At 70.2% G+C, this 26388-nt stretch carries 19 protein-coding genes and 1 other RNA gene; 10 read left to right on the top strand and 10 right to left on the bottom strand.

Going from position 1 to position 26388, the window contains the following annotated elements; genetic code table 11:
• Nucleotides 1-22 precede the first annotated feature (22 nt).
• Nucleotides 23-832 carry a DUF2249 domain-containing protein gene (locus tag JOE57_RS02515; RefSeq protein ID WP_204916242.1) on the bottom strand — a complete coding sequence of 270 codons (810 nt, stop codon included), beginning with the start codon at nucleotides 830-832 and terminating at the stop codon, nucleotides 23-25.
• 72 nt (nucleotides 833-904) lie between these two features.
• Here JOE57_RS02515 and JOE57_RS02510 point away from each other — a divergent pair, with 72 nt between their 5' ends.
• On the top strand, nucleotides 905-1630 hold the full coding sequence (locus JOE57_RS02510; protein WP_338041121.1) for a helix-turn-helix transcriptional regulator: 726 nt from the start codon (nucleotides 905-907) through the stop codon (nucleotides 1628-1630).
• Between the two features lie 10 nt (nucleotides 1631-1640).
• Here the strand turns inward: JOE57_RS02510 and JOE57_RS02505 are convergent, their stop codons facing one another.
• Nucleotides 1641-2012: an FKBP-type peptidyl-prolyl cis-trans isomerase gene (locus JOE57_RS02505; protein WP_204916241.1), complete on the bottom strand. Its 372-nt coding sequence runs from the start codon at nucleotides 2010-2012 to the stop codon at nucleotides 1641-1643.
• A gap of 90 nt (nucleotides 2013-2102) precedes the next feature.
• On the opposite strand from JOE57_RS02505, the gene JOE57_RS02500 reads away from it, so the two are divergent.
• Both JOE57_RS02500 and ssrA read left to right on the top strand, forming a co-directional pair.
• Nucleotides 2103-2708, top strand: coding sequence for a DUF1707 and DUF4870 domain-containing protein (locus JOE57_RS02500; RefSeq protein WP_204916240.1), 606 nt, complete (start codon nucleotides 2103-2105; stop codon nucleotides 2706-2708).
• Nucleotides 2709-2818: 110 nt separating this feature from the next.
• Nucleotides 2819-3188, top strand: a transfer-messenger RNA (tmRNA) gene (gene ssrA, locus JOE57_RS02495).
• Nucleotides 3189-3395: 207 nt separating this feature from the next.
• On the opposite strand, the gene JOE57_RS02490 is transcribed toward ssrA, so the two are convergent.
• On the bottom strand, nucleotides 3396-4361 hold the full coding sequence (locus tag JOE57_RS02490) for a serine hydrolase domain-containing protein (RefSeq protein WP_204916239.1): 966 nt from the start codon (nucleotides 4359-4361) through the stop codon (nucleotides 3396-3398).
• A gap of 170 nt (nucleotides 4362-4531) precedes the next feature.
• Between JOE57_RS02490 and JOE57_RS02485 the strand changes: the two genes are divergently transcribed.
• Nucleotides 4532-4762, top strand: coding sequence for a DUF4177 domain-containing protein (locus tag JOE57_RS02485; RefSeq protein ID WP_204916238.1), 231 nt, complete (start codon nucleotides 4532-4534; stop codon nucleotides 4760-4762).
• A 91-nt stretch (nucleotides 4763-4853) separates the two neighbouring features.
• Here JOE57_RS02485 and JOE57_RS02480 read toward each other — a convergent pair whose 3' ends face one another.
• The 4 genes from JOE57_RS02480 to JOE57_RS02465 all read right to left on the bottom strand — a co-directional run bounded on the left by JOE57_RS02480 (nucleotide 4854) and on the right by JOE57_RS02465 (nucleotide 7571).
• The gene (locus JOE57_RS02480) at nucleotides 4854-5381 is read right to left on the bottom strand and encodes a DUF6197 family protein (RefSeq protein WP_204916237.1); all 528 of its coding nucleotides are present in this window, start codon (nucleotides 5379-5381) and stop codon (nucleotides 4854-4856) included.
• Between the two features lie 204 nt (nucleotides 5382-5585).
• On the bottom strand, nucleotides 5586-6527 hold the full coding sequence (locus JOE57_RS02475; RefSeq protein ID WP_204916236.1) for an aminoglycoside phosphotransferase family protein: 942 nt from the start codon (nucleotides 6525-6527) through the stop codon (nucleotides 5586-5588).
• Nucleotides 6528-6533: 6 nt separating this feature from the next.
• Complete coding sequence (locus tag JOE57_RS02470; RefSeq protein WP_204916235.1) at nucleotides 6534-7031, bottom strand: GNAT family N-acetyltransferase; 498 nt, start codon at nucleotides 7029-7031, stop codon at nucleotides 6534-6536.
• 12 nt (nucleotides 7032-7043) lie between these two features.
• Entirely contained in the window at nucleotides 7044-7571 is a 528-nt protein-coding gene (locus JOE57_RS02465) for a DUF6448 family protein (protein WP_204916234.1), read from the bottom strand.
• A gap of 183 nt (nucleotides 7572-7754) precedes the next feature.
• On the opposite strand from JOE57_RS02465, the gene gtfA reads away from it, so the two are divergent.
• The 3 genes from gtfA to JOE57_RS02450 all read left to right on the top strand — a co-directional run bounded on the left by gtfA (nucleotide 7755) and on the right by JOE57_RS02450 (nucleotide 10699).
• Nucleotides 7755-9278: a sucrose phosphorylase gene (gene gtfA, locus JOE57_RS02460; protein WP_204916233.1), complete on the top strand. Its 1524-nt coding sequence runs from the start codon at nucleotides 7755-7757 to the stop codon at nucleotides 9276-9278.
• Nucleotides 9279-9397: 119 nt separating this feature from the next.
• Nucleotides 9398-9937, top strand: coding sequence for a GNAT family N-acetyltransferase (locus tag JOE57_RS02455; RefSeq protein ID WP_204916232.1), 540 nt, complete (start codon nucleotides 9398-9400; stop codon nucleotides 9935-9937).
• A 72-nt stretch (nucleotides 9938-10009) separates the two neighbouring features.
• Nucleotides 10010-10699 (top strand): VOC family protein, encoded by a 690-nt coding sequence (locus tag JOE57_RS02450; RefSeq protein ID WP_204916231.1) that lies wholly within the window; start codon nucleotides 10010-10012, stop codon nucleotides 10697-10699.
• Here the strand turns inward: JOE57_RS02450 and JOE57_RS02445 are convergent.
• The 3 genes from JOE57_RS02445 to JOE57_RS02435 form a co-directional block, all read right to left on the bottom strand.
• Nucleotides 10647-12716, bottom strand: a complete 2070-nt coding sequence (locus JOE57_RS02445) for an ATP-binding protein (protein ID WP_204916230.1) — start codon at nucleotides 12714-12716, stop codon at nucleotides 10647-10649. The genes JOE57_RS02450 and JOE57_RS02445 overlap by 53 nt on opposite strands.
• A gap of 215 nt (nucleotides 12717-12931) precedes the next feature.
• Entirely contained in the window at nucleotides 12932-13771 is an 840-nt protein-coding gene (locus JOE57_RS02440; protein ID WP_204916229.1) for a copper chaperone, read from the bottom strand.
• Between the two features lie 6 nt (nucleotides 13772-13777).
• Nucleotides 13778-15502: a tyrosinase family protein gene (locus JOE57_RS02435; protein WP_204916228.1), complete on the bottom strand. Its 1725-nt coding sequence runs from the start codon at nucleotides 15500-15502 to the stop codon at nucleotides 13778-13780.
• Nucleotides 15503-15709: 207 nt separating this feature from the next.
• Here JOE57_RS02435 and JOE57_RS02430 point away from each other — a divergent pair, with 207 nt between their 5' ends.
• The 3 genes from JOE57_RS02430 to JOE57_RS02420 are packed head-to-tail and all read left to right on the top strand — an operon-like array spanning nucleotide 15710 to nucleotide 26383.
• Nucleotides 15710-19051, top strand: coding sequence for a DUF6603 domain-containing protein (locus JOE57_RS02430; protein ID WP_204916227.1), 3342 nt, complete (start codon nucleotides 15710-15712; stop codon nucleotides 19049-19051).
• Nucleotide 19052: 1 nt separating this feature from the next.
• Entirely contained in the window at nucleotides 19053-21752 is a 2700-nt protein-coding gene (locus tag JOE57_RS02425) for a hypothetical protein (RefSeq protein WP_204916226.1), read from the top strand.
• Nucleotides 21749-26383 carry a hypothetical protein gene (locus JOE57_RS02420; protein ID WP_204916225.1) on the top strand — a complete coding sequence of 1545 codons (4635 nt, stop codon included), beginning with the start codon at nucleotides 21749-21751 and terminating at the stop codon, nucleotides 26381-26383. Before JOE57_RS02425 ends, JOE57_RS02420 begins: the two co-directional genes overlap by 4 nt.
• Nucleotides 26384-26388 lie beyond the last annotated feature (5 nt).

Here is a 26388-nt window from a genome sequence, read left to right as displayed (position 1 = left end):
GCCGGGCGTGGGTCCGTACGGCTCAGCCGTTCTGGCGGGTGAAGGCCAGCCGCCACCTTTCCGGCCCCTGCTCGAGGTAGGCGACCTGGAACGCGCCCGGCTGACGCTGCTCGATCTGCGCCAGCAGCGGCTTCGGGTCGTGGGGTGCCACCAGGATCAGGCCGCTGCCGGGACGGATCCCGTCGAGGGCGCCGAAGATGGTGGCGTGCCGGATGGCGTGCGGCACCACTCGCGCGTCCAGTTCCGGGAAGCCGTCAGGGTCGACCTCGCCGCAGCCACAGGTGTGTCCGCGGTGCTCGGTCCGCTCGTCCGGCCCGTGCCCGTGGCCGGGCTCGTGTTGGGCCTCGCCGCCGAGGAGCTCGTGCATCCCGCCCAGCAGGTCAGCGACCGAGACGTCGGCTGCGGAGACCAGCAGCGGCAGCACCAGGGTGTTCTCCTTCTCCAGGTGGTTGTCGAAGACCACGGACAGCGCCCGGGCGTCGGCCGCTGAGGTCACCGGGTCGTCAGCGGCGGCGATCGATTCGACCAGGCCGATGATGACGGCGTGCTCGGTGAGCATGCCGTCGACGAGCAGCCGGCCCTCGGCTCGGCGCTGGGCGGCGGCATACAGGGTGGTCTCCTCGGCGACCGCGTGCGGGATGAGCTCGGCCCGGCACCAGGCGACGAGATCCTGCGCCGCAGACCTGGTCTCAGCCTCGGCGCCGTTGCGGGCGGCCCTCAGTACGGACTGGACCCGGGCGGCCAGCGCGGCGGCAAGCTGGGCATGGTGTTGCTCGACGGCGGACACCGCGTGGGCGTCGGCCTCGGTGGATGCGATGGGGTGGACAGTCATGGTGGGCGGCCTCCGATAGCGGCTACGTCACCGAGGTGGCGACGTGTCGCTTATTTTACTACACTTGTGTCCGTGAAAAATAGCAGGCCGGTGCAGGAGCCGGGCGTACCGCTGGGACCTCTGCCGACTCCGCCCGCGTCGGCCGAGCCGGCCATTTCGGACTCGCGCCGCGCGGTCATGGATGCGCTGCTTCGCTCCGGACGCCCGCTCACCCTGGCGGCGCTGAGCGAGCTCACGTCACTGCACATCAACACGCTGCGCGAGCACCTGGAGGCGCTCGAGTCCGAGGGCCGGGTACGTCGGCAGCGGGCCGCGCCCAGCGGTCGTGGCCGCCCGGCGCAGCTGTACGAGGCCACCGGGGAGGCGGCCACGGTGATGGAGTACGCCGGACTGGCGTCCGCGCTCGCGGCGGCGATCCATCACGGTCCCGGCGATCCGGTGCCGGTGGCCATCGCAGCCGGCGAGGAGTGGGGCCGCGATCTGGCCCGGACCAAGGGTGGTCCGCCGGATGGCAGGCCCGAATCTGGACGGCGGCACCTGGTGGCGCTGCTGGCCGACCTCGGCTTCGGCCCCGAGGCCGACCCGCAGGCCACCGAGGTGAGCCTGACCCGCTGCCCGCTGCTCGACACCGCCCGCCGCTATCCCGACGTCGTGTGCAGGGTTCACCTGGGCATCGTGCAGGGGGCTCTCGAGCAGTGGCAGGTCGACGGCCACCGGGCCGAGCTGCTGCCGTTCTCGGACCCCGGCTGTTGCCGGCTGGTGCTAGCCCCTTCCGGTCCTGGGGAGACGACGCGGTGACGGACCAGGGTCAGCGGACGTCGACCAGGTCGACGACGAAGATCAGCGTCTCACCCGGCTTGATCACGCCGCCGGCGCCGCGATCGCCGTACGCCAGGTGCGGCGGGATGACGAGCTGGCGGCGGCCGCCGACCTTCATCCCGGCCACGCCCCGGTCCCAGCCCTGGATGACCCGGCCGGCGCCGAGCGGGAAGTCGAGGGGTGCGCCGCGGTTGTAGGAGGCGTCGAACTCCTCGCCGGTGCTGTGCGCGACGCCGACATAGTGGACCAGGACACTGCTGCCCGGGGTCGCTTCGGCGCCGTCGCCGACGGTGATGTCGGTGATCTCCAGGTCTGCCGGGGGAGGGCCGTCGGGAAAGTCGATCTCTGGTTTCTCGGTCATGCCCACCAACGTAGCGGCCGGATTCCCTCGGGGTCGATCCAGGGGAGTGCCGGATGGTTTTCACCCTTCAGCGGGGGCAGGCTTGTCAGCATGAACGCCACGTATGAGCATCCCAGCCTCAGGATGCATGTCACGCCGGAGCAGCGCGTGCGCGCTGAGCACTGGCTCCAGGAGGCCTACGCCGACGGTCGGATCACCGAGAGCGAGTTTGACGCCCGGATCGGTCAGGTCATCTCCGCGGTGACGCGCAAGGACCTCAACCAGGCCTTCTACGGTCTGGTCCAGGTGCCGACCACGTCCACCGCACTCGGGATTCACCCCGCCTACCAGCCACTGGTCCGGCCCGAGACGCAGCAGAAGGTGGGCCGCGGTGCCGCCGCGTTCGCACACTTCTCGGTCTTCTTCCTGTGGATCTTCGGTCCGGGACTGGTGTTCGCCCTGTCGAACGCGGGCAGCTACGCCCGACGGGAGGCGGCCAAGGCGTTCAACTTCCAGGTCATCTCGGTGATCGCCTTCGCTCTGGCCGGCATCGTGAACGCCATGGTGCCCGGCGACATCTTCGACTGGATCTTCCCGTTCATGGGCCTCGGCTGGTTCGTGCTGACCATCGTCGGCGGCGCCAAGGCGCTGCAGGGCGAGGACTGGCGCAACCCGGTCAAGTCCGTGGTGAAGCTGGAGATCCTGTCGGAGAAGTGACCGCCGGAACAAAGAAGGTGCGGTCCGGCGTTACAAGCAGGTAGAGTGGAAAGTCGCCGCCGAGCACGACGCCCCAGGGCGTACGGCCGGCAGCGGAGCACAATTTAATAGGGGGTGATCGGTTTCGACTTGGGACGATAGTCCCAGGAGAAGCGGGCCGAGAATCCAGGGTTATCTCGTTAACGTTCCTTGGAAACCAATAAGTGCCAACTCTAAGCGCACTGACTTCGCTCTCGCTGCTTAAGCAGTGACCGAAGGGTCAGACCGGGAGCGCCTCCGTCCCGGACCCTGGCCTCATCAAGGAGGCTTACCTGTCAGGAATGGCCGCAGGGCCTGATAGGGAAAGCAACAGCGGCTGAGCCTGTCTCACACCTTGCCAGCGTGAGTGTGGGGGCTAAGAAAATCTGCTAGCTGGCTGCGCCCGGAGAAGTCCTGGTTCGTCGCTCGAGGACGCGGGTTCGATTCCCGCCACCTCCACTCAGGGTCTTCGCGAAATAGCGAGGATCTGTTCGCGAAATTCTGCAGGTCTGCTCTTGGGCGGACCTGCAGTTTTTCTGTGGGCCATAGGTCCAATGGGATCGGTCTTGCGCTCGAAGGCATCGCTGGCCAACGGCGTGCCTGACACCCCTGGACCCATAGGTGTGGTGCTGACCAGAATGCCCCTGCGAGGTCCATACCTCGCGCGCCTCAACGAAGCGAGGTCAACATGTCGAGTGCTGCGTCGATACTGGGGGCGTCTTCATTGCAGAGGATGGCGATGTCGAGGTCCTGGTCAGGCAGATAGGCCAGCAGCGTCTGGTAGCCGGGGCCGTCCCCGGGCGTGATGCGCGCGTTGCGGTTGTTGATCTGACCTAAGAACGTTCCATACCCATACGCCGACATCTGTATGACGGCGGCGGCGTCGGCGGTCTTGTTCAGCTCTGCGTGCGCGGTCCACAGCTGGGCAGCCGTCGCTGGCTTCAGAAGCTCGCCTGCGCGGAGCGCCTGGTTGAGGCGAATAAGGTCCGCTGTGGTCGTCCAGAGATCACCGGACCCGTCGACCGCAGCAAAGCCGGGGTGCAGGTGCTGAGGGTCGCCGCCGACATGGCCCATGGCTACACCGGCCCGACCGACCAGACTCTCGCCGGAGGTCGTTTGGGTCATACCAGCCGGGGCGAGGACGAGCTCGGTCGCCACCTCTGCGTAGGGTCCACCTGTGGCAGCCTCGATCACCAGCGAGGTGAACACGTAACCCGGGCCGCTGTAGCACCAGGCATCTCCTGGCGAGTGAACCAGCGGTGCCCGGGTGATCAAGGCGACGAGCTCCTCGCGCGGAGGAGGAGCTGTCAACAACCGGGGGAGACCCGGCACGTCTCCCCAGTGGCCGAGTCCGGAAGTGTGGCTGAGGAGTTGGTGCAGGGTGATCGCCGACCACTGCGGTGGGACCGTCACCCACCGTGCGATCGGCTCCTGCAGGTGCAGCTCACGAAGTTCCGCCAGCTTGAGCACCGCAATGGACATGACGAGCTTGCTGATCGAGCACGCCTGCGCCCGCATCCCGGGCCAACACACCTCGCCGCCGGGTCCATCCAGCACGCCGACCGAAAGCTCCTGCACCACTTCGGCGCCCCGCACGACGCGTGCCGTGCCCGAACACCTCTTCGCCGCCTCCATGACAGGCACCGTACCGAGCCCTGATGCGGAAAGCCGCCACGACCCTGGGCTAGCGAGGCGGTGCGCGTGGCCGAGTCGCTTCGCAGAGTCTGTCCGGGACCAACGTCTCTTGTCGTCACGGCGAACCGTCAGCAGCATGACGACATCGACCAGGAGGACCGGGGAATGCCATGATCACCTACGAATACAAGTTCGTCCGACTTGGAGAAGGCCGCGGCTCGGCGATCTTCGGTGTACGTGCTCGGAAGGTGAAGGCCTATCAGTCTGTCGTGGAGGAACATGCCCAGCAGGGCTGGCGACTTGTCCAGGTCTTCGCCCCCGGCATGGCCATCTATGGCGCCGCCAAGTACTACGAACTGATCTTCGAGCGAGAGCGGGGCGCGGCAGACACGGCGCCGTAGGCGCCGACCGCCCACCTGCGCAGCCGCCGCTCCGCCGGGTCAGCCGAGTTCACGCCGTCTGTGGTGCACCGCGAGCACAGTGCCCGGTCCGTCAGCTGCAGGCGGCGACGATGGTGCGGGAGATGGCGCGATCCAGCACGTCGAGCACCTGTTCGCGGGTGCGTCCGGGCGCGTCGTTCCAGGCGGTCACGGCCTGCAGCCGGGCACGCTGCTCGGTCACCGGAAAGGACCTGCCGGCAGGCCTAGGGCTGTGACCCATCTGTTCGTGGGTCGCCTCGTACAGCTCGTCGACGCAGGCTCGGACGTCGCGGACCGACGTGGCCCGGTCGGGGTCGTCGGCCAGCCGCAGCAACGTGCCCACCAGGCAGGCGCTCACCACCGTGGACCTCGGGTCCAGGAGGGCGTACGCCTCCGAGGGCGCCGCCTGGCGCGCCCCCGACGAAGACTCGACGGTGAACCAGGCGCCGCTGGTCCAGCCGTCGCGGGCGATCACGGCACGGGCCTGCTCGAGGGCGTCGCGCACCCGGTCCAACTGCCGCAGCCGCACGTCCCGGGGCTCGTCCGGGGCAGGCGAATAGTCCGGAACGGTAGGCGTTCGAAGGGATTCGCGGGCTCGCACCCACAATCCTCTCAGGGTCGACTCGACGCGTGAGAGCGGATCGGTAGCTGGCATCTGGACTCCCCCCAAAACAACACAGCCTCGCGGCCGGCAGGCCGGCGGCGATGGTCTCTGCATCGAGGATGCATCGGCGTTCTGGCCGGCGCAAGCAGTTCGGCGCCGGAGCTTCCGACAGACTCGACAGGCCTTCTGAGCGCAGGCGGTTCAGCTGTCGCGGCCGAGCAGGGACTGCGCAATCGCCCGATGCGACGGCTGCACCGCCGTCTCGCCAAACTTGCCGAGGTCCCAGAGCGCGTTCTGCAGCACCCGGGCCAGCGTCCAGGCCCGAGCCCGTGACCGGTCCAGGCCCGTGATGTCGGTCATCAGGTCAAACCGGTGGAGGACCGCCCGGGTCACGTTCCCGGTGGCGACCACCTCGTCCCACCGGTTCCACAACGCCGGCAGCAGCTCGAAGCCGGGATCACCAACGAGCGGTTTCGGATCGATCACCCGCCAGGGTTCCTGCTGATCCCCGAGCGACGCCAGCACGTTGAAGTAGTGCAGATCCCAGTGCAGCAAACGTTCCTCGACCGGTTCGGTCAGCAGCTCGCGGAGGTGATCCGCACAGGCCACCAGCAACCGGCGGTCAGTCCCGTCCGGAAGCTCTGCGAGGATGCGCGGCGCCTCGGTCAGCATCGCCGCGGCCAGATCGGCCAGGCGACGCAGACCAGCGGGTGCCGGCGCCGCGTTCAGCCGGGTCAGCAGCACGGCGATCACCTGCAGGGCCTCCGCATCGTCAGCGACACTCGCCAAGGAGCGCGTCGCGTCGAGGCGTTCCAGCAGCATCGACCCCGAGCCGGCGTCATGCTCCAGCAGGCTCACCGCCCCCAGGCCGGCCCAGCTGGTCAGAGCCAGCGGCTCACCACACGTCTCCTCGTCGACGGGCTGGAGCTTGAGCACGGCCAGAGTCTCGTCGGCGCGCACCACCGGCAGTACCAGCGCGACCGCGCCGAAGGTGGGCTCACCATCGGGCCTCAGCTGCCAGCGGTCCAGACCGTCAGCGGCCAGCTTCGGCAGCTCGTCGACCCACTTTCGACCGGCGGCACCGAAATACTTGTCGTGCGAGGCCGCCAGGCCCTCCGGGACGATGATCTTGGTAGTGGCCATCGGCTGCTAGAGAACCTTGTAGTAGCGCACCAGGGGCAGCGCGGTGAACCCCGCCTTCTCGTACGTGCGGCGCGCCGCCGCATGGCCAGGGTCACCGCCGGTGCCGATGTCGGCGATCGCCACCCCCAGGCTGCGCAGCTGATCAAGGGCGTGCGTGATCAGTGCGGTGGCGACACCCTTGCGCTGGTGGTCAGGATCGACGGCGATCATGTCGACCTCGGCGCTCCGGGCGTCGTCGCCGCGGACGTCGACGGCGACGAAGCCGACCGGACGCTGCGACGTCGCGGCCACCCAGACATGGGGCCCGTCGCAGGTGCCGCGGACTGCGGCGGCCTGGCTGGTCAGCCAGTCGGGATAGATGCGCTGGTAGATCTCCGGCCCGAGGACCCGCTCGAACGACTCGAAGACCGGACGCCAGGCCCTCAGGGAGAGGTCGACGACGGCCGGCACGTCGTCTGGGGCGATGGGCCTGACCGTGGTCGCGCTCGGGTCATCTGGGGGCACGGACCGAAACTATCAACCGTGTCCATTGCCTTCGTGGGTCGATGCCTGCATCGCCTGCAGCAGGTGATGGCTGTATACCTCGAAGCCCAACATCGCCTCCACGTACCGCCGTGCATCCTCGACGGAACGGTCCCGACCGGCCGCCAACGTTAAGACCTGATCGAGCCGGTGCTGCAGCTGATCCCGCAGCACGCCGGTGAGGAAGTCGGTCACCGGGTCCGGTGAGCCGATCTGGATGGCCCGCTCCGCCAGCGGGATCACCGGGCCGACCGAGAGCCCGGCGGGCCGGAGACCGGTGTAGGGGGCGCCCTCGCCCGCCCGGTGAAGCCGCACGACCGTCTCGAAGAACAGCCGGTCGGCCACGTCCCGGGCGGCATCGCCCTGCTGGCGTACCGGCAGCACGCTGTCGAACAGCGCGCGGACCTCCGCCTCCGCCTGCGCTGGCACGAACGGAAGCACCAGGTCGACTCTGCCGGCCTCGAGTGACTCCCGTGCCGCCGTGACGACCGGCCCATCCAGTGAGTCGCAGTGCGGTGGCATGGTCAGCCCTTTCTGAGGTCCCCGCCACCATCGATCGGTAGCCAGGGGTGGGGTCGTTCCTCACCCTAGGCACGCGGATGGTCGGTTCTGGAGGGCCCAAGGTCACTTTCTCGCTACGCTGAGGACCGCGGCGGGACTCGCCGGGTCCCGCTGTCTGTCTCCAGACCCGGAGGGACGACGCGCATGGATGCTCAGGGTGGTTCGGTCGTGGGCGCGGCGGTGGAGCCGCGCAGCGGTCACGGGGTGGAGCTGCTGACCTATGCCGATCGGCTGGGCGGTGATCTGGCCCGACTCGGGGACCTGCTGGCAGGGCCGCTGAGTGACTTCGACGGGGTGCACATCCTGCCCTTCTTCGTGCCCTACGACGGCGCCGATGCCGGCTTCGACCCGGTGGACCATGCGCAGGTGGACCCGAGGCTGGGCGACTGGGACCAGGTTCGTGCCCTGGCGAAGGGGTGTGAGGTGACCGCCGACCTCATCGTCAACCACGTCTCCAGTGAGTCGGCCGAGTTCCGCGACTGGCTGCGGCTCAGCGACGCCTCCCCCTACGACGGCATGTTTCTCACCTACGCCACGGTCTTCCCGGACGGGGGGACCGAGCAGCAGATCACCGCCTTCTACCGTCCGCGGCCCGGCCTGCCGTTCACCGCCTACAGCCACGCCGACGGACAGCGGCGCCTGGTCTGGACCACGTTCCTGCCCAGTCAGGTCGACCTGGATGTGCACCATCCCCGCGCCAAGGACTACCTGCGTCGCATCCTCACGGTGCTGCGCACCGGCGGGGTCACCACCGTCCGGCTCGATGCCGTCGGCTACGCGGTCAAGACGCCAGGCACCGACAGCTTCATGACCGCCCAGACGCTGGACTTTGTCAGTGAGATCACGGCGCTGGCGCGCGAGATCGGACTGCGCGTCCTGGTGGAGGTGCACGCCAACTACCGCCAGCAACTGGCCATCGCACCGCTAGTGGACCTGGTCTACGACTTCGCCCTGCCTGCACTGCTGCTGCACGGCTTCGGTACGCACACGGTCGACCGTCTCGCGCACTGGCTGGACATCCGGCCCTCGAACGCCATCACGGTGCTCGACACCCACGACGGGATCGGCGTGATCGACGCCGGGCCCGGTGGCGGCCAACCCGGCCTGCTGAGCCTCGAGGAGATGACGGCCATCTTCGCCCGCGCCGAGACGGCGACGAACGGGCATTCGGCGATCGCGTCGGTGGTGCCGGAGTGGGCCGCCATGCCGCATCAGATCAATGCCACCTTCTTCAGCGCGCTCGGCGCCGACCTGACCACCTATCTGGTGGCCCGGGCGGTGCAGCTGTGGATGCCGGGTCGGCCGCAGCTCTACTATGTGGGCCTGCTCGGCGGACTCGACGACGTCGAGCTGTTCGCGCGGACCGGGAACGGCCGGGACGTGAACCGGCACGTCTACGACGCGGACGAGACGGCCGACGCGCTGCGCAGCGACGTGACGCGGGCGCTGCTCGCACTGGTGCGTCTGCGCTCGAACCACCGGGCCTTCGACGGAACCTTCTCCCACCGGGTGCTCGGGGAGGACAGGATCGAGCTGACCTGGACCGGGGCGGAGGCGTCCGCCCGGCTGGAGGCGGGCTTCGCGGCCCAGCCCGACCTGGTCATCGAGCTGACCGACGCCGCCGGCTCCGGCGTCGTCACCGAGCCGGGCCAGCTGCTGGAGCTGTGACGGCGGCCGATCCCGACCCCGTCCTCGGTAGCGAGGGTCAGGGCGATACAGCGGGTCGAGTGAGACACCCGGTACGCACCGGAGTGGACACCGAGGGGGAGCGTTGGCACGGTGGTGCCATGAGTGACGACCTGGCCAGACCCGCGCCCGAGGTCGAGCTGGTCGAGCTGTCGCCCGCAGTACTGCACGCCCTGGCCCTGGGGAACCTCGCCGCGGCCAACCGGCAGTTGACGATCACGCTGACGCCCTACTTCGTGGCGCCCGAGTCGATCGGCGTCTGGCGACGGCGGAGCCGGCAGCTGGAGGCGGATCCGGGCGCCGCCTCGTGGATCACCCGTGCCATCGTCGACCGTACTCAGCGGCAGGCTGTCGGTCGGGCCGGATTCCACGGCCCGCCGGACGACGGCGGGATGGTGGAGGTCGGCTATGCCGTCGACCCGGCGTACCGCCGCCGGGGATACGCCCGTGCTGCCCTGAGAGCGCTGCTCGACCGAGCGGAGCGCGAGGCCGCCGTCCGCATCGTGCGGGCCAGTATCCGACCTGACAACGTGGCATCGCGACGGCTGGTGACCCAACTCGGTTTCGTCGCTGTCGGGGAGCAGTGGGATGCCGAGGATGGGAGGGAGATCATCTTCGAGGTTGACCTCAAGCATGCTTGAAGTTGAAGACTGGTGACCGATGTTGTCAGAGGGACCTGTTCATGATCGGGTCCACGAGCTCGAGGATTTCTCATGTTGATCAACACCGTCCGCATCACGGTCACCGATGTCGCCGAGACGGCCAGCTTCTTCTCCGATGTGCTGCAGCTGCCCGACACCTCGGTCGCGGAGGGGGCCGGAGTGCAGATCGGCGCCAGCACGCTCGTACTCGCACCGGGGGAGGGCGCGGTGGGAGTTCACCACCTGGCCTTCGACGTGCCGGCCGAGACCTTCGACGAGCATCGGCGATGGCTGGAGGCGAGGACGCCGCTGTTGTCGGCCGAGGATGGCACGACCGAGTTCGAGGGGCCACCGGTGTGGGACTCCCGGTCCATCTACTTCTCCGGTCCCGCCGAGATGGTGCTCGAGCTCATCGGCCGGCGGCAGCGTCGGGGACCGGCGGCCACCGGCGTACCGCAGCTGCTGTCGATCAGTGAAGTGGGCGTCGCCGTCCCCGACGTGTTGGCGGAGGTGGCCCGGTTGCGAGACGATCTGGGGCTCGCCACCCTCGGGGGTGCCGTGGACTCGTTCGCGGCAGTCGGTGACCACCACGGCCTGCTGATCCTGGTCAGTCCCGGCCGAGGCTGGATGCCCACCTTCGACGTCCGCTCGGGTTACCTGCCGACCATCATCGAGGCGGACCTCGACGGGCTGACCGGGCAGCGTCCGCTCAGCGACGCGGCGACGCTTCAACCGGCGCAGGTACCGGCTCGGGTGCGCTGATGGGGAGGGTGAAGCGGAAGGTCGACCCGTGACCCAGTTCGCTCTCCACCCAGATGGTGCCGCCGTGCAGGCGGACGATGTCGCGACTGATGGTCAACCCCAGTCCGGTGCCACCGAGGTCGCGCGAGTCCGACGAGTCGACCTGTTCGAACCGTTCGAAGATCCGGTCCACCTTGCTCGGCGGCACCCCGCGACCTTGGTCGCGGACGGCGAACTCCACCATCGTGCCGATCGGAGTGGCGGCGAGCCTCACCTTGCCCCCTGCCGGTGAGAACTTGATCGCATTGCTCAGTAGGTTGGTCAGGGTCTGGACCACGCGGTCGGGGTCAGCCTGGACCGAACCCGCGGCCTCGGTGGTCTCGACGGTCACCTGATGTTCGGCGGCCAGCGCCCGCACCTCGGCCTGTGCGGTCTCCAGCAGTTGAGCCACGTCGCAGCTTTCCACGGAGAGGGCGAGAGTGCCGGACTCCATCCGCTCCAGGTCGAGCATGTCCTCGATCAGCCGGGTCAGACGCTCGCTGCTCTCCAGCGCCAGGGAGACCATCCGCTGGCCGCGCTCGTTGAGCGGCCCGCCCATTCCGCCGGCCATCAACCCGAGAGCACCTCGAATCGACGTCAACGGGGTTCGCAGCTCATGGCTGACGACGGAGACGAATTCGTTCTTCATCTTCTCGACCGCACGCCGGGCGCTGACGTCGCGGAACACCACCACTGCTCCGGTGATCGTCTCCCCTTCGACGACCGGGCCGACCGCGAGCTCCACCGGGAAGGTCGTGCCGTCGGGGCGGAGGAACCGCGCACCGGCACTGACGGAGACGGCGCCGGTCAGCAGTGCGGTCCGCAGCGGGTTTCCGGCGGAGCCGTCCGCCGCCGACGCGGCGACCACCTGGTCCTCGCTCGCGCCCAGCAGAGTGCTCTGCTCGCGTCCCAGCATCTCGCACGCCCGGGCGTTCACGAAGGTGATCCGCCCGTCCGCATCCACGCCGAAGACGCCGTCGACGACGGACTGGATGATGCGCTGGTTCTGCAGCGCGAGCCGTCGCAGTTCCGTGCTGCGTAACTGCAGCTGTTCGACCTGGCGTTCCCGGTGGCGACGCAGCCGGCTGTTCTCGGCGGCCAGCAGGGCCTGACGCACACCGAAGACCACCAGGATCGCCGGTCCGGTCACGATCAGTACCGGGTCGACGATCGGTGAGGGTCGCGCCGTGGCCACCAACACTGCGGCCAGCAGCGGTACGTACACCACCAGAGAGGAGAACGCGGTGTAGCGGGCGTCGCCGGCCGGCGCGTCCTCCGGCAGCTCCCGGGAGGCGGTGGGGGCCAGCGCGGCCAGCGTGAACAGCACGTAGGCCACCGCCCAGCCCAGGTCGAGCGGGGAACCGGCGACATAGGTGTCCAGTGCGCTCTGGTAGGCGTACGACGTGTCGGCCGCCGCGTAGCTGATGAAGCCGGCGACCAGAAGGCCGAGGTGCAGCAGGGACCGTGAGCCGGCGCGCACGAGCACGATCAACGCCAGCGCCGCCAGCACCACGTCGGCGATGGGGTAGGCCAGATAGACCGCCTGCTGAAGCCAGCTGCCGCTTGCGGCCGGGACGATCACCGTCAGCGCCAGCGCGCGACTGATGAACAGGGCCGCCCCGCCGACGACCAGTCCGCCGAGCAGGGTCGGGATCCGCTCCGACCCGGTGTGCCGCGGAACCGGGAAGACGACCAGGGCGGCGGCTGCCGGCACCAGCGCACCCAGATAGAGGACGTCGGCCAGCGAGGGATCGCTGCTGACGGCGATGAGGTGATGCAGGATGAACCAGCAGATCTCGGCCAGCGCGAACATCAGACCGGACACCGCCAGCAGCCACCACGCCTGCCGGGCCCGCGGCGGGGCATGCCGTGCCCGCCAGGCACAGCTGAGCGCAACCGCGGTCGCCAACGGGATCAGGGTGATGTCACTGACCATCGCCCGGGATCGAGCCGACAGTACGGCAGGCAGGAACAGCACCGCCAACACCGCTGCGACCACCAGTGCAACCACAGTGGCGACAGCGAAACGCCGTCGATCCGATGCCGAGACCGGCTCTGGCGCAGAACCTGGTTCACCGCGCGGACCTACCATCTGCCGGTCGACTTCCCTTCTTCTGCCCTCCCCGAGCCACTGGTCGTGCCTACTCTAGACACTCCACCCGGCCGAGCGCGGCAGCGTGGGCGGCGGCACGGGCGAAACCTGTCCGGGCATCGTCACGGGCTCAGCTGAAAACCGAGCACGAGCGCCGCAAAGCCCCACCCCGCCGCTGCCACAGCCGCAGTAAGCCGCCACCCGCGGCGCAGCATCTTCTCAGCGAACATGATCACTGCGACAACCAGCGTCAGCACCACCGGATGGCCGGCCAGCATCAGGGCCAGCATCGCCGGGCCGCAGGCGAGGACACAGGAGCACCCGTTGCGCCAGCCGAAGGCCGCCGACGAGCGGAGAGCGGCCCAACCGCTGAACCGGATCGGCTCGGTCCGATGGCAGCGAAGCAGGCCGCGGTGCTTCATCCTGGTCAGCTCCCACCCGGCCGCCACCGCCACCGCCGCAGCGGTGAGAGCCGTCGAGCCAGGCTGGGCCAGCAGGTGCCCAAGTGAGGCGACGAGTCCGAGCGGTGTCCAGGCAAGCAGGAAGCCCACCACGAAGGCCAGTACCGGGTACTGCCGCCGGTCCCGACGACTGGAGAAGGCCACATAGCGGATCGCCGGGACAGCGGTCGGCAGCATCATGGCCCCCGCCATCACCAGCCACCCCAGCAGAGCTGCGGCCAGCTGGCCCAGCTGGACCATGATCAGCGGTGAGGTTGCGGCCTCGGCCGGCGAGGTGGTGATGCCGTGCTGGTGCGCGGCATGATCATGGCCGGCCATCGGTGCTGCCATGCCAGGCATGGACGTCTCCGGATGTGACCAGAGCAGTGGCACCATCAGCAGCCAGCCGATTCCGGCCAGCACCAGGACCAGCCATTCCGGTCGGCGTCGCAGCAGGTCGGCGGCCGCGACGCTGCGAGCCGATCTCCAGCGCAGTCGGCCCAGCGTGCCCGCCTGGGACATCGACGGCTACTCCACCATCAGGCTGATGCTGCCGATGGAGATGTTCGCCAGAACGTCCTGCGGCTCGACCTCCATCACCGGTCGCAGCGACAGCCAGGTCCGCCCCACGTCCCACTGGTTCCCGGCCATCATCTGCTGCACGATGTCGGTGACGTCGAAGGTGTAGGACAACCCGTGCTCCGCGTCCGGGGCGTTCGACTCAGCCAGTCCGAACAGCGGCAGGCTTCCAACCAGGACCCCCTCACCCTGGCCGAACGGTTCCAGGAACACCCCGTACGTCTGCTGGGGCATGGCGTCCGCAGTGATGTGCTCGATCGAGAGCAGCACCCGCCGCGGCTCGACGGCGTCCAGCACCAGTGGGCCGAAGTCGGCCAGGGCGAAGTCGACCGCCTGCGGCTGGCCCTCAACCAGGTTGACCACATTGTCGACCGATCCCAGCCGCTGTGGTGGTTGCGGGTTGGCGAACGGCATGGCTGCCCCCTGCCTGGCCCCAGCCGAGGTGGGGACCGTGATGTTCTCGTACACATAGTTCAGCTGGTTGCGGGTGTCCAGCACACCGGCCGGGGTGAGCGTGGTCCGAGCGCCGGTGGCATCGAGGAAGCTGAAGCTCTGGTTCAGGAACCGGTTGTCGGTCGGGTCCAGTCCCTGTCCGGTGTTGGCTCGCCAGATCTCCCACAGTCGGTCGATGTTGGAGTGGTGCAGCCAGAAGATCGGATCCCCGGCCGCCCGGTTGAAATCCCCCATCTTGCCGGTGCTGCCCACGGCCATGTGCACGTTGCCGTGCGGCGTGGTCTCCAGTGGTCCGGGACTGGCCGAACCGGACTCGTTGAAATGGTGCGGGCCGGTCTCCGGCCCGCCGAAGCTGGCTCCGTTCGGGAAGCGGGCCGCGTACGGGGTGGCCCGGAACCAGCCGGCCGCGCTGGTCACCGCTGCACTCAGTCTGGTGCTGCCGGAGTTGATGCCGTTGTTGCGTTCGGCGTCGAACAGCGGGTTGGGCCGGGTCTGGTCACCCTCGATGAACGGCTCCCCGAACGGCGGCGGCAGACTGTTCGAGTCGTTGCGGTCGTAATCCCAGTACGGCAGTGCCCAGGTGCGTTTCACCTCGCTGTCGACGTCCGGCAGCCCCTGGATGATCGAGCGGCAGATCTGCTCGAAGAAGAAGATGTACATCCGGTGCCAGGGCAGGAAGAACCAGGAGTTGTGCTGGCACTGGTTGCGCAGCCCGTCCTGCGGGTCGGGAGCCATCCCGTGCACCTGGGTCTGATGGCTCCACCACAGATGCGGGCTGGGGCCGGCGTTCGTCTTCAGCACCCCCACAGCCGCGGCATAGGCCAGGATCACCGGGTCCCAGGGTGCGGCGGCCGTCGGCTGCAGCCGCCACACGTCGCGCCTGACCAGGATGCCGGCCGGCGCTGGAGGAGGCTGCTCAGCCGCGGCCTGGATGGCGTCCAGGCGGATCACCGTCTGCGGCCCGACATCGTCGATCACCTGACCGGCGGGGACGCCGAGCTCCTCGATCTTGAACCGGCGGACCGCTCCGGCCGTCTCGTCGCCGTAGTCGCTGTCCGCCCCGAACTGGGGCAGGCACCCCGGGTCCCAGACCAGCAGGGCCGTCTGGACCTTGCCGACGGCCGGGTCGTGGCGGTGCTGAGACCGGGAGATCCGTTCCGGTCCGCCGTCCGCGATGGACTCCAGCAGCGGGTCGCCGGCGAACAGCTGTGATGTGAGCATCGGATCCTCCAGTACCGGTCGGTCTATCCAGAAGGAGCATCGGCGATCCTCTCCTGATACGTCTTGCGAGAAGAGATCAGCGGCCATTGACAACCGCCACCCCGTTCGGGATCGTGAGTCCCAACCCCACCCGTGGCGGCGGTCGATGCCTGGTTCAGGTGCCGACTGCGGCGCCGGGAGGGCGGCCAGTCGGGAAGGGGGGCGACCATGGCCGGTCTCTTCGAGACGCTGGCGGACCTGATCACCAGAGCGTTCGACCCCGACGCTGGCGACACTCTCCCGGCCGCCCCCGAGGTGATCGCCGACGTCGGCCAGTGGCTGTCGGACCTGAAGGACAACTCGGTGTCGGTGGACGCCGACCTGGGCACGCTCCGTCGCCTGCTCGACAAGTTCAACCCGCCGGACAGCCCGGGTTTCGCTGACTCCGTGCTGATGCGGATGCTCGAGCACCGGTGGCCCCGGGTGGCCGGGCTGCTCGTGTTGCTGGGCGTCATCGAGTACGACGCCACACCGCCGTCCCACCATCGGATCCGGTGGGACCGGGTCCAGCAGCTGCTCACCGCACCGCAGTCCGTGCTGCCGGTGCTGGAGGCGAAAGCCGGCCTGCCCGACCCGGCCACCGGCGCGGTCAACAGCCATCTGCTCACCGTGCAGCTGGCCGCCCTGGTGGTCGCCCCACGACCACTGCTGCTGTTGGAACACACCGGGCGGGGCACCGGCGCGCTGCCCGTCCCGCCCTCGGGTCCGTTGGCGCTCGCCGACGACAGCCCGCTGCACGACCTGTTCGAGGCGCCGTGGCTGTTCAAGCTGCAGATCCCACCGCCGGCAGCCCTGGCTGACCTCCGCCCCGACGCCGCTGGTGTCGACGCCTTCCTGGCCTACCTGCACAGCCAGGACCTGCACCCGGAGAACCTGCTGCCGGACCTCTCGCTGCCGACGCTGCCGGCACCGTCGATCGAGTCGCCTCCGCTGCTGCTGCCGAAGTTGACGCCGGGCTCGCTCAAGCTGGGGCTGGCGCTGGTCGCCCACCAGCCGAGCGAGCTGGTGAAGAGCTATCCAATCGCTGCCGGTTGGCAGCTCGTCGTCGTCGGTCCGACCGTCCCGTTCGGGGCCAACCTGGTGTTCGACGGCACCAGCTGGACGTTGGCCGACGTCCTACCGCCCTCACTCCCGGACGACCTGGTCGCCGTCAGGCTGCAGCGCACCAACCCGGTGGGCCCGGTGCCGGTCGTCAGCACGCCCGTTCTGACCATCGACGTCGCCGAGCTCAGCGCCTTCGCGCAGCTGCGCCGACCTGCGCAGGGCAACGGCCCGTTCTCGCTGGGTCTGCACCTGGCCGGACTCCGGGTGGCCCTGCAGAGCAGCTATCTGGAAGGTCTGGGGATCGGCCAGGCGCTGCAGGCGCTGATCGACCTGGACGTCGTCTACGACGCCGGTCGGGGACTGCGGGTCCAGGGCGGCGAGGGTGAGGCGCCGGCGCTCGGCATCGACCTGGTGCAGCCGATCAACCAGCGGCTGGGAGGTTCGGGGCTGTCGCTCACCATCGACTCGGCGCGGCTGCGGCTGGCGGCGGCGGTGGCCGGCAGCGGGCTCGCGCTCCGTGCCGAGGTGCGGCTCAGCGTGACCGGGGAGCTGGGCCCGGTCACGGCGACCATCACCGACTTCGGCGCCTGGGTCGGGCTGAGCGGCGGACAGTCCCTCGGGCCGCTGGCCCCGAGTGGGATCGGCCTCAGCGTCGACGCCGGCCCGGTTCAGGGTGGCGGCTTCCTGGCCGAGTCGCCCCCCGACAGCGGACGCTTCCTCGGCGCCCTCTCGGTCAAGGTACTCGGTGTCGGAGTTGGCGCCTTCGGCATCCTCGAGGTGCGGCCCGGCCGCAGCCCGTCGTTCGTGGTCGTCGTCGGTGCCCGGTTCCCCGGGATCCAGCTCGGGTTCGGGTTGATGCTCACCGGTATCGGTGGTGTCGTCGGCATCAACCGCCGCACCGACCTGGACCAGCTGTCCGCCCGGTTGTCCAGCGGGAGCGCAGGCAATGTCTTGTTCTGCGAGGATCCGGTGCGCAACGCCCCGGCGATCTTCGATGATCTTGCTGCCTTCTTCCCAGCCGCGGACGGCGTCTTCGTGGTCGGACCGACCTTCCAGATCGTCTGGCTGTACATCGTCCGGCTCGATGTCGGCGTGCTGGTGGAGCTGCCTGGACCGTCCAAGATCATCATCGTCGGCTCGGCCAGGGCGACCATTCCGGGGCTGGGCAGCGCGGTGCCGCTGGTCAACCTGAGAGTGGACATGTTGGGAGGCATCGACTTCGCCGCCTCGCTGGTGTTCTTCGATGCGTCGCTGGTGGACTCCTCGGTGCTGGCCATCTTCACCCTCACCGGGGACGCCACGTTCCGGATGAGCTATGGCGCCAGTCCCTATGTGCTGCTCAGCATCGGCGGCTTCCACCCGTCGTACAACCCGGAGCCGATCAAGATCCGTCGGCTGCAACGGGCATCGGCCGGCTACTCGATCGACGCCGGGGTGCACATCTATCTGCGCAGCACCTTCTATTTCGCCTTCACTCCCAACACGTTGCAGCTCGGCGCGGGCGTCGAGGCGGGACTAGAGATCGGCCCGGTCGCGGCCCATGGCCACTTCGAGTTCGACGCCCTGGTGCAGTTCCGGCCGTTCTACTTCGAGTTCATCCTGTCGGCAGGCTTCGACATCGAGTTCGACGACGTCTCGCTCTGCAGCGTGTCGATCAACGGCAAGGTGTCCGGGCCCGGGCCGTTGGTGATCGCCGCGGCGGTCTCGTTCAAGATCCTCTTCGTCCGGTTCAGCTTCGACACCACCTACCGGCTGGGCAGCGGCAACGGCGACGTACCCAGGGTCGACATCGCCGTGCTGGACGAGCTGGCCAAGGAGGTGCACCGGTTGGACAACATCCACACCGAGAACACCGAGCGTCAGGTGATCTTGAAGAAGATCACGGTGAAGGACGTCGCCGTCGTCGCGGCCACTGCCACGGTGGTCTGGACGCAGCGACTCGCACCGTTCGAGATCAGGCTGCAACGCTTCGGCGGCACTCCACTGAGCCAGCAGTACCAGGTCAGTCTGGACAGTGCCGTGAAAGGCGACCCGGTGCGCGAGCCGTTCGGCCTCGGCTCCTACGCCGACGTCAGCGGCGCCGAGGCGCTGAACACCGCCGCCTTCCACCGCGAGATCGCCGGCATCGCCCTCAGCACCGGCGTCAGCCCGGGCGGGACGGAGATGAAGAGGACGGTGAAGATCACCGTGATCAAGATCCCGGACCGCTCGCAGCTGCTGAACGCGTCGATGTGGGGGCTGTCGGCGGCACTGGCCGGAGCCACCGGGAAGCCGGACGGCACAGCGGCCGTGGCGGCTGCACCGCCGCTGGTCAGCGTCCGGGACGAGACCTGGAACGCCCACGCCGGCGACGGTGCGCTGGCCGCTGCCGGGGTCTCGGCGTTCGGTGCCTTCCAGGCCGCGCGCGGCACCGGTGGACTGGCCGTGCCGGCCGGCGAGGCACTGCTGGATCTGGCGGGGGTCTGAGATGGCAGCCGAGCTCACTTTTCACCCGTACGCACGGTCGGGACTGTTCGAACACGTCACCGGCAAACAGAACGGCCGCGCCGTCGTCTCGGTCGACCTGACCCTGCGCGACACGCTGTCCGGTGCCGTTCGCGCCGAACCGCTGGTGCTGCACCTGATGGGCCCCGCCGACACGGCTGGACTGCAGGCGTCGGCCATCGCCGGCACAGCGCCGAAACCCTGGACCCGCGACGCCGAGACGACCAAGCTGGTGCATGTCGACTTCACCGACATCGACCTGCCCTGGCGCTACAGCTTCGAGCTCAGCCGCAACGGCGCCGACCAGCCACGGCCCTGGCTGGTGTTGATCACCGGCACCACCGAGGAGCTCGAGCTGGCCGGGTCCATGGTCAAGATCAAGAAGAACGACGTGCTGCGCGCCCATGACCTGGGCAGCTCGTGGCTGTGGGCCCACCAGATGAGCGATGCCGGCAGGCAGGTGTCCCGGCTGCTGTCACCGAGGGGTCTGGAGGGCCCGGGCCTGCTGCCGAACCGGGAGTATCTCGCCGTCGTCGTTCCCGCCTACGCCCTGGTGTCGGGCCAGGTGGTGGACGCCTGGGAGGTCGGACCGGGGGACCAGCTGCGCGCGCCGGAGGGCGGAGTGCTGCCGGCGTACTTCTCCTGGCAGTACTGGACCACCGGTGCCGGCGACTTCGAGACGCTCGCCGCGCAGCTGCATGCGGTCGAGGTCGGCGGTCTGGGACGTGCCCGGCTGTCCTACGAGCGGGTCCCCGACGAGGACCCGCTGGAGGTCCGCGGCGCCATCACCTCGCTGGCGGCGGACCCGGGGCTGGCCGTCGGGCCAATCGCCGGCGTCGCCACCACCTGGCCGGTCGCCACCGACCCGGCACCGCCGGACATCCTGGCCGACCTGCAGGCCGTCACCACCCGGTTGGTCGATCCCCGGCGAAAGGTCATCGGGCTGCCCGTGTACGGCATCCCCTGGATCGACGAACCGGCGGCCACCGACTGGGGCCGGCTGCTCAACGGCGACCCGCGCTTCCGCGGCATCGCCGGGTTGGGCGCCTGGCTGGCGATCCAGACTCAGGAAGAGCTGGTCGACGCGGCCCGGCAGCAGCTCGGCGCGCTGGCCGAGGCCGGGCAGCGGGTCCGTCAGCTGCTGCTGGGGCTGACCGCTGCGCGGTCGCTCTGGAAGCGGCGGCTGCCGGCGGACCCGCGGAACCGGCTGGTGCTGCTCGGCCCGACGCTCGATCGGCTGCCGGCGACCGACGGTGCTGCCAGCGGCGTCAGTGCCCTGTCCCTGGTCACCGGCGCCGGCCGGTCGTTGCCCGCCGCAGCCCTGTCCACTGCCGCCCGAAGGACTTTCCGGCCCGGCGACGGAATCGGCAAGCACGCCGACCCGGCCTGCTCGGACCGGGGCGCCATCATGGACGCGGCCAACGCCTGCCTGCCGGCGCCGCCGGCGACGCCGGGCGGCCTGGACGACCTGCTCAGGGACCTGGGCCTGCCGGGCCTGGACCGGTTGCTGGGCCTGGACGACCTGCCGGAGCAGGTCCGCCAGGTGATCGACGAGGTGGTCGAGCGTGGTGAGCCGATCGGTGCCGACCAGCTGGCGGAGCGGCTGTACGGGGCGTTGCGGGACGCCCTCGACGTCGGCGACTGGGTGTTTCCCAGGCTGCGGGAGCGGCTGGCGCCCTATGACGGGAACGTGGTCACCCGACCGCAGCTGATCGAGGTCGTCGAGCCGTTCCTGGTCCGCCGGGACCCGCACGGCGACCACGGTGCGGAGGATCCGATCACCGGTGTGCTCGATCACCGCACCCACGGCGCGGAACGTCGCTGCCGACCGGTGGACCTCGGTCGGCTGGCCGAGGTGGCCACCCGGGCGATCGACCCGCTCGGCCCGGGCGCGCCCGCCATCGGCCGGGTGGCGGCGACGATCGGTGGCCTCGACATCACCGGGCTGGAGCCGCCGGAGGTGTGCATCGGGCTGAACTACGAGGTGTGGAAGCCGCTCCGCGACTATGCCAAACCGTGGCTGCTGCCGGGCATCGAGAAGCTCGAGGCCGATGCGGTGGTGGCGATGGAGACCAACCCGGCCTTCGTCGACGCCCTGCTGACCGGGCTGAACACCCAGCTGCTGGCGGAGCTGCGCTGGCGCAACCTGGCGATCGCGCCGCACTGCACGCCGCTGCGCTGGTTCTGGGGCAACTTCGACTACCGCACCGACAGCAGAGTGGACGACATCCGCGGCCTCCACCTGTGGCAGGACACCCGGCTCGGCGACAACAGCCACCAGGTGCTCGACCCGGGCGACCCGGCCGGCAACCGCGACCTGGTGATGGTGTTCCGGACCGACCTGTTCCGGCGGTACCCGTCGACGCTGGTGTACCTGACCCGGCAGGACGACGAGGGGGCGCTGACCCTGGAGCAGCCCGACTTCGCCGGACGCCGGGCCATTGCACCGAAGATCAAGGGGGCGATCGGTGCCGATGTGACCTTCTTCATCTTCGACATCGACCCGACCGACCTACCCCAGTACCGGGTGGTGCTGGACGAGCCGCCGGCCGAGCTCCGCTTCCGCAACGACCTGGGAGCCAACGCAGCCAACGGGGGTGCCTTCGCCGCAACGGTCATCGACACACCGACCCGGGTGGCGATCGACGGCAGCTACCTGAACTGGAAAGGGCTGGAGGGATGAGCACGCTGCTGCTGGACGCCCGACTGGCGCTGATCGACGAGGCGACCGCAGCTGCCCAGGCCGCCGCCAACGCCGACCCGCCGGATGCCCAGGCCCAACTGTGGTTGGACCAGCTGGTCGCCGACCGTGCGCTGCTGACCGGCGCTCCCGAGAGTGAGCATGACGACGACGCGTTCCGGGCTGCCGCTGTGCTGTGGGCGGCCACGACGGCCACCGGGGCCGATGTCCTCCAGGCGCTGGCCGCCGACCCGGTCTACCTGGCCCGAGGGGTGGCGCCGGCCACGACCGCGGCTATCGCGGCCGTGGTGGCCGCCAACCCCCGCCGCCGCCAGGTCTGGGGGAGCACGCCCGGGGTCACCAGCGACATCCTGGACGAGCTGCTCGGTGAGGGGCTGCGCTGGTGGCTGGGGCAACCGGTGGAGAGCCGGCCACCGCTGAGCGACGCCGACGCCCCACTGAACCGTGTCACCGTCCTGCTGCCGGTCACCATCGAGACCCGGTTCCACCCCGAGAAGGGGGCCCCTCCGGGCGGACAGGTCTGGGTCCGGGTGACGCCGGACGCCATGTCGGTGAGCAGTCACCGGCCCGGACTCAGCAGTGCCGAGATCGGCGCACTCCGCCAGGTCCGGGCGGCCGCCGGCGGTGACTCGTCAGCGGCCCTGGCAGCGTTCCTGGACAGCACGGCCGGGCGCGCACTGTGGCAGCGGCTCTGCAACGAGCACACCCCGGCCAGAGCCGCCTGGATGCTGGCCGACTCCGCCGGCCGGGACCTGGACGGTGTGGTCGCCGACGACAGCCACCATCCGGCCCGGGTCGTCGGCTTCCCGGAGCAGATCGAGATCTGGGTGACCTGGACCGACCAGACGTCGGAGCGGATCGGCACCGGCCGCCCGGTCGACCGTGCCGCCCTGGCCTTCGACCTGCCCGGCGACGATGCCGACGCGTGGTGGAACTCGTGGGAGGCGGCCAAGGCCGTCGGCGTCGGCGTCGAGTGTGACCTGCCCCGGCCACCGGAGCAGATCGACGCGCTGTACGCCCTCGGCCTCAGCCCGGACCCGCCGGCCGAGGTCTGGGCTGCGAAGGCCGCCGCCGGCGAGCTGGCGGCCGTGGAACCCGGTGCCGCCACCAACACGGTCGCCGGAGCGCCCGCGGTCGACCTCGGCGCGGACCCGCAGACCTGGGCCCAGTTGCTGCGCCGACGCCTGGACCTGGCGGCCGCCGGCGTCGGCGAGACGACCGAGCACTCCGGCGCGCTGACCGGCCGTGACGATGCGATCGGCCTCTACCCGACGCCACAGTTCGACTTCGACGGATACGGGCGGTTGCTGCAGGCCGGCCTCTTCCCGGCGTTGTTCGGCCACCCGCTCAAGGACGTCTGGGGTGTGGGCGGCGGCGTTCACCCGCTGGCCCGCTGGATGTCGGGCTGGGTCCGCCCGCTGGGCCATCTGCTGCCGTTGCGCAGCGGTGACCTGCCGTACGGCGTGCTGCCGGTCACCTCGTTGGATCGCTGGGAGCTGCACCCGGTCGAGACCCGCGACGCCGACGTCGCCCGGGTCGAACCGGAGCTGGTGCGGGTGCTGCGGGAGCTCCGGCCGAGGCTGGCCGCCGCGGCCGGCCGGCGCGGGACGTCGATCGGGGCCGATCCCGACGCGCTGGTGACGCTGGTGTCCCGGACGCCGACCGCGACCGGCTATGGCTACCAGTCGTTCGACCCCGAGGGGCTGATCGACCAGCTGCTGGCCGCCGCCCTCGGCGCCGACCCCAACCGGGACGACCGGTTGCACGAGGCGCTGCGGGCCAGGTTCGAGCCGGCCAACGCCCTTCGTGGTGACGAGCCGCAGCGCTACTACCTGGCCACCGGCGGGATCGGCGACAGCGGCCTGCAGCTGATCGTGCCGACGGTCTTTCCCGGGCTCGAGCCCGACCAGGTGGCGAGGATGACGCTCCGTGACCGGCTGACGGCCACCGTCGACCTGCTCCGCCGGCTGCAGCGCAACCTGGCCTTCGACGGCCACCAGCTGGTCGAGCTGTTCCCGGGAGCGTTCCCGGACAGCCTGCTGATCCGGCTGCTGCTGCAGGCCTCGGTGCAGGCCCGCGCCGACGCGGCCCGGGCCGACCCGGCCACCGTCGCGGCCCAGCCGATCCCGGACGGTGGTGACGGACCGCGGCTCGAACCCATCTTCGGCCCGCAGCGACCGATCCATTGGCAGTGGGCCGAGCAGCTCACCCTGGCCGACCAGGGGACGGTGGACACCCGGACCGAGGCCGGGTCCACCTACCAGCTGGTCGGGGAGGGCGTCGAGCTGTTGGCGCGGATGCTCGAGGACCAGCTGGCCCAGGTCGCGCCCGACGACGAGGCCACCCTGCGGCTGCTGGTCGAGCGGCTGGAATGGCTGTTCAGCAACCTGCTCGACACCTCGGCGACCCGGCTCGACCCGTTCGCCACCGCCGTCGCGTGGCGGCGGTTGTCGACGTTGCGGGCCGACCCCACCACCGCGCATCAGCTCGGCATCTACGGCTGGGTGGAGAAGCCCTACTTCGGCAGGCCCGGCCCCAAACCCGGCGGGTTGCTGCACGCGCCGTCCCACGCCCAGGTGGTCACCTCGATCATCCTGCGCGACCGCTATCTCGCGGAACGATCGTTCGACGGCGGCGCCGGCTCGGCCTGGCAGATGAGCCTCACCTCCCGGCGGATACGGATGGCCGCCGAGCTGGGCACCGAGGTGGCGATGGGCTCCCATCTGCGGGAGGTGCTCGGGCGCCGGGTGGAGGCGATCGTCGACGATGCCGTGCACATCCGTGAGCTGCGGGAGGACGTCGCCCCCGCGCGGACGGCCGACCCGGACCGGTTCACGGTCTGTGACGGGGAACGCGTACTGGAGCTGCTGTCGACCGGCGGCCTGCCGGCCTGGTTGACCGAGGCCCAGCGCGGCCGGTTGCAGCTCTGGGCCGATGCGCTGGACGCCTACTCCGACCTGCTGGTGGCCCAGGGGGTCCAGCAGGCGGTCACCCGACGGTTCGAGGCGGCGTCGTCGACCATGGACGCAGCCGCCGGGTTCGCCGGGCCGCCGGACCTCGAGGTGGTGCAGACGGTCCGTGCGGGACAGAGCGTGATGTCCACGCTGCTGGCCGCACTGCCGTACCGGCCAGCCGACGAGCCGGGTGCCGGGGGGGCGGCGGACGTGCATCCGGCGGCGGTCGCCGACGGGTCGGTGGCCGGCTACCTGGAGGAGCTGTTCGGCCCGGCCGAGTCGTGGCAGTGGACCGGGCAGGTGCAGGGGCTCCGACCGGCCGCAGCTGAGCCGCCTGAGGGTGCGCCGGTACCGGCGCCGCTGCCGGTCGCCGAGGCCAGCACGGTATCGCTGGCCGACCTGGGCCTGACTGTGATGGACGCCATGCTGTACCCGCCGGACAAGCTGGGCTTCGCAGCTGGGCAGCGCATGCTCGACGGGGTCGCCGCGGCCCAGCCGGATGCCTATGACCTCGATGTTGCTGCGCCGGCAGCCACCCGAGCCGACGACCACCGGCTCGGCCGGGACCTGGTGGCGGCCCTGGCCGGGAAGCCGTTCCAGTTCGCCGACCTGCACCTGCCCACCGAGACCGCCCCAGCCGCCGCCCCTACAGCGGCCGAGGCGGCAGACCTGGCGGTACGCCAGGAGCTGCTGACCCGGTTGCGGACACTGCTGACGGCAGGCTCGGCGCTGGCCGACCAGCTGGCCGACCCGGTGCAGGCGGAGGCGGCCCTCCGGCTGGCCCTGCGCTGGGGTATCGCCACCATCGACCGCTCACTCTCGCCGGCCGACCGGGCGGCCGCGGCGCGGGAGGCCCTGCAGGCCCGGCTGGACAAGGCGCAGAGCTTCCTCGACACGGCTGCGGCGGCGGAGGCGGCCCCGAACGCCGCCGGCCGGTCCACCCAGCCGGCGGCGGCCGAGATCGCCGAGACGATCAGCGCGCTGGCGGCACCGGAGGGCGGTCTGGCGGTGCTGGGCCGGGTGGACTCCGCGGCGCTGACGTCCTATGAGCCGGACCGGCCGCTGCGGCCCGCACCCGACCTCGACGAGCAGTGGCTGACGGTGCTGGCGCCGGTGCGGAGCCGGCTGGCGAGGCTGGAGGCACTCCAGCTGGAGCCGCTGCGTTCGCCGCCGCCCGAGCACTTCGCCGGCCTGACCTGCTACGCCAACCGGCCGGACGACCCGTGGCAGAAACAGCCGGTGATCGACAACCGGGCCCGCCGGACCGGCGGCGCCGCCGCGCAGCCGTCGAGGCTGATCGCCGCGTATGGCACCGATGGCGTGTTCGAGGCCGCCGAGGTCGCCGTCGGGACCATCGACAGCTGGGGCGAGACCGTACCGGAGCCGCGGCACACCACCCAGGCGGCGTTCCACTTCAACGCCCCCGGCGCCCGCGCGCCGCAGGCCGTCCTGGTCGCGGTGCCGCCGGTGCTGGACCAGCAGACGGGCACCGACGTGCTGCTCGACGTCGTCCGGGAGACCCGCGAGCTGGCGAAGGCGCGGATGGTGGCGGTCGAGGACCTGGGTGAGCTCGCGCCGGTGCTGCCGCTGGCGATGCTCAGCACCCCGGAGCCGTGGAACCGCGCGCTGCTCAGCGACAGCACCCGGCTGGACTTCTGAGGGGG

Source organism: Microlunatus panaciterrae (genome assembly GCF_016907535.1).
GTDB lineage: Bacteria > Actinomycetota > Actinomycetes > Propionibacteriales > Propionibacteriaceae > Microlunatus > Microlunatus panaciterrae.
Note: the sequence above shows the minus strand (reverse complement) of the source record. Positions and strands in the feature narration are given on the sequence as shown.

What these genes read in the sequence shown, in the direction of transcription:
- JOE57_RS02515 (WP_204916242.1), bottom strand. Translation starts at nt 832, where the DNA reads ATGACTGTCCACCCCATCGCATCCACCGAGGCCGACGCCCACGCGGTG.
- JOE57_RS02505 (WP_204916241.1), bottom strand. Translation starts at nt 2,012, where the DNA reads ATGACCGAGAAACCAGAGATCGACTTTCCCGACGGCCCTCCCCCGGCA.
- JOE57_RS02500 (WP_204916240.1), top strand. Translation starts at nt 2,103, where the DNA reads ATGAACGCCACGTATGAGCATCCCAGCCTCAGGATGCATGTCACGCCG.
- JOE57_RS02490 (WP_204916239.1), bottom strand. Translation starts at nt 4,361, where the DNA reads ATGGAGGCGGCGAAGAGGTGTTCGGGCACGGCACGCGTCGTGCGGGGC.
- JOE57_RS02485 (WP_204916238.1), top strand. Translation starts at nt 4,532, where the DNA reads ATGATCACCTACGAATACAAGTTCGTCCGACTTGGAGAAGGCCGCGGC.
- JOE57_RS02475 (WP_204916236.1), bottom strand. Translation starts at nt 6,527, where the DNA reads ATGGCCACTACCAAGATCATCGTCCCGGAGGGCCTGGCGGCCTCGCAC.
- JOE57_RS02465 (WP_204916234.1), bottom strand. Translation starts at nt 7,571, where the DNA reads ATGCCACCGCACTGCGACTCACTGGATGGGCCGGTCGTCACGGCGGCA.
- gtfA (WP_204916233.1), top strand. Translation starts at nt 7,755, where the DNA reads ATGGATGCTCAGGGTGGTTCGGTCGTGGGCGCGGCGGTGGAGCCGCGC.
- JOE57_RS02455 (WP_204916232.1), top strand. Translation starts at nt 9,398, where the DNA reads ATGAGTGACGACCTGGCCAGACCCGCGCCCGAGGTCGAGCTGGTCGAG.
- JOE57_RS02450 (WP_204916231.1), top strand. Translation starts at nt 10,010, where the DNA reads ATGTTGATCAACACCGTCCGCATCACGGTCACCGATGTCGCCGAGACG.
- JOE57_RS02440 (WP_204916229.1), bottom strand. Translation starts at nt 13,771, where the DNA reads ATGTCCCAGGCGGGCACGCTGGGCCGACTGCGCTGGAGATCGGCTCGC.
- JOE57_RS02435 (WP_204916228.1), bottom strand. Translation starts at nt 15,502, where the DNA reads ATGCTCACATCACAGCTGTTCGCCGGCGACCCGCTGCTGGAGTCCATC.
- JOE57_RS02430 (WP_204916227.1), top strand. Translation starts at nt 15,710, where the DNA reads ATGGCCGGTCTCTTCGAGACGCTGGCGGACCTGATCACCAGAGCGTTC.
- JOE57_RS02425 (WP_204916226.1), top strand. Translation starts at nt 19,053, where the DNA reads ATGGCAGCCGAGCTCACTTTTCACCCGTACGCACGGTCGGGACTGTTC.
- JOE57_RS02420 (WP_204916225.1), top strand. Translation starts at nt 21,749, where the DNA reads ATGAGCACGCTGCTGCTGGACGCCCGACTGGCGCTGATCGACGAGGCG.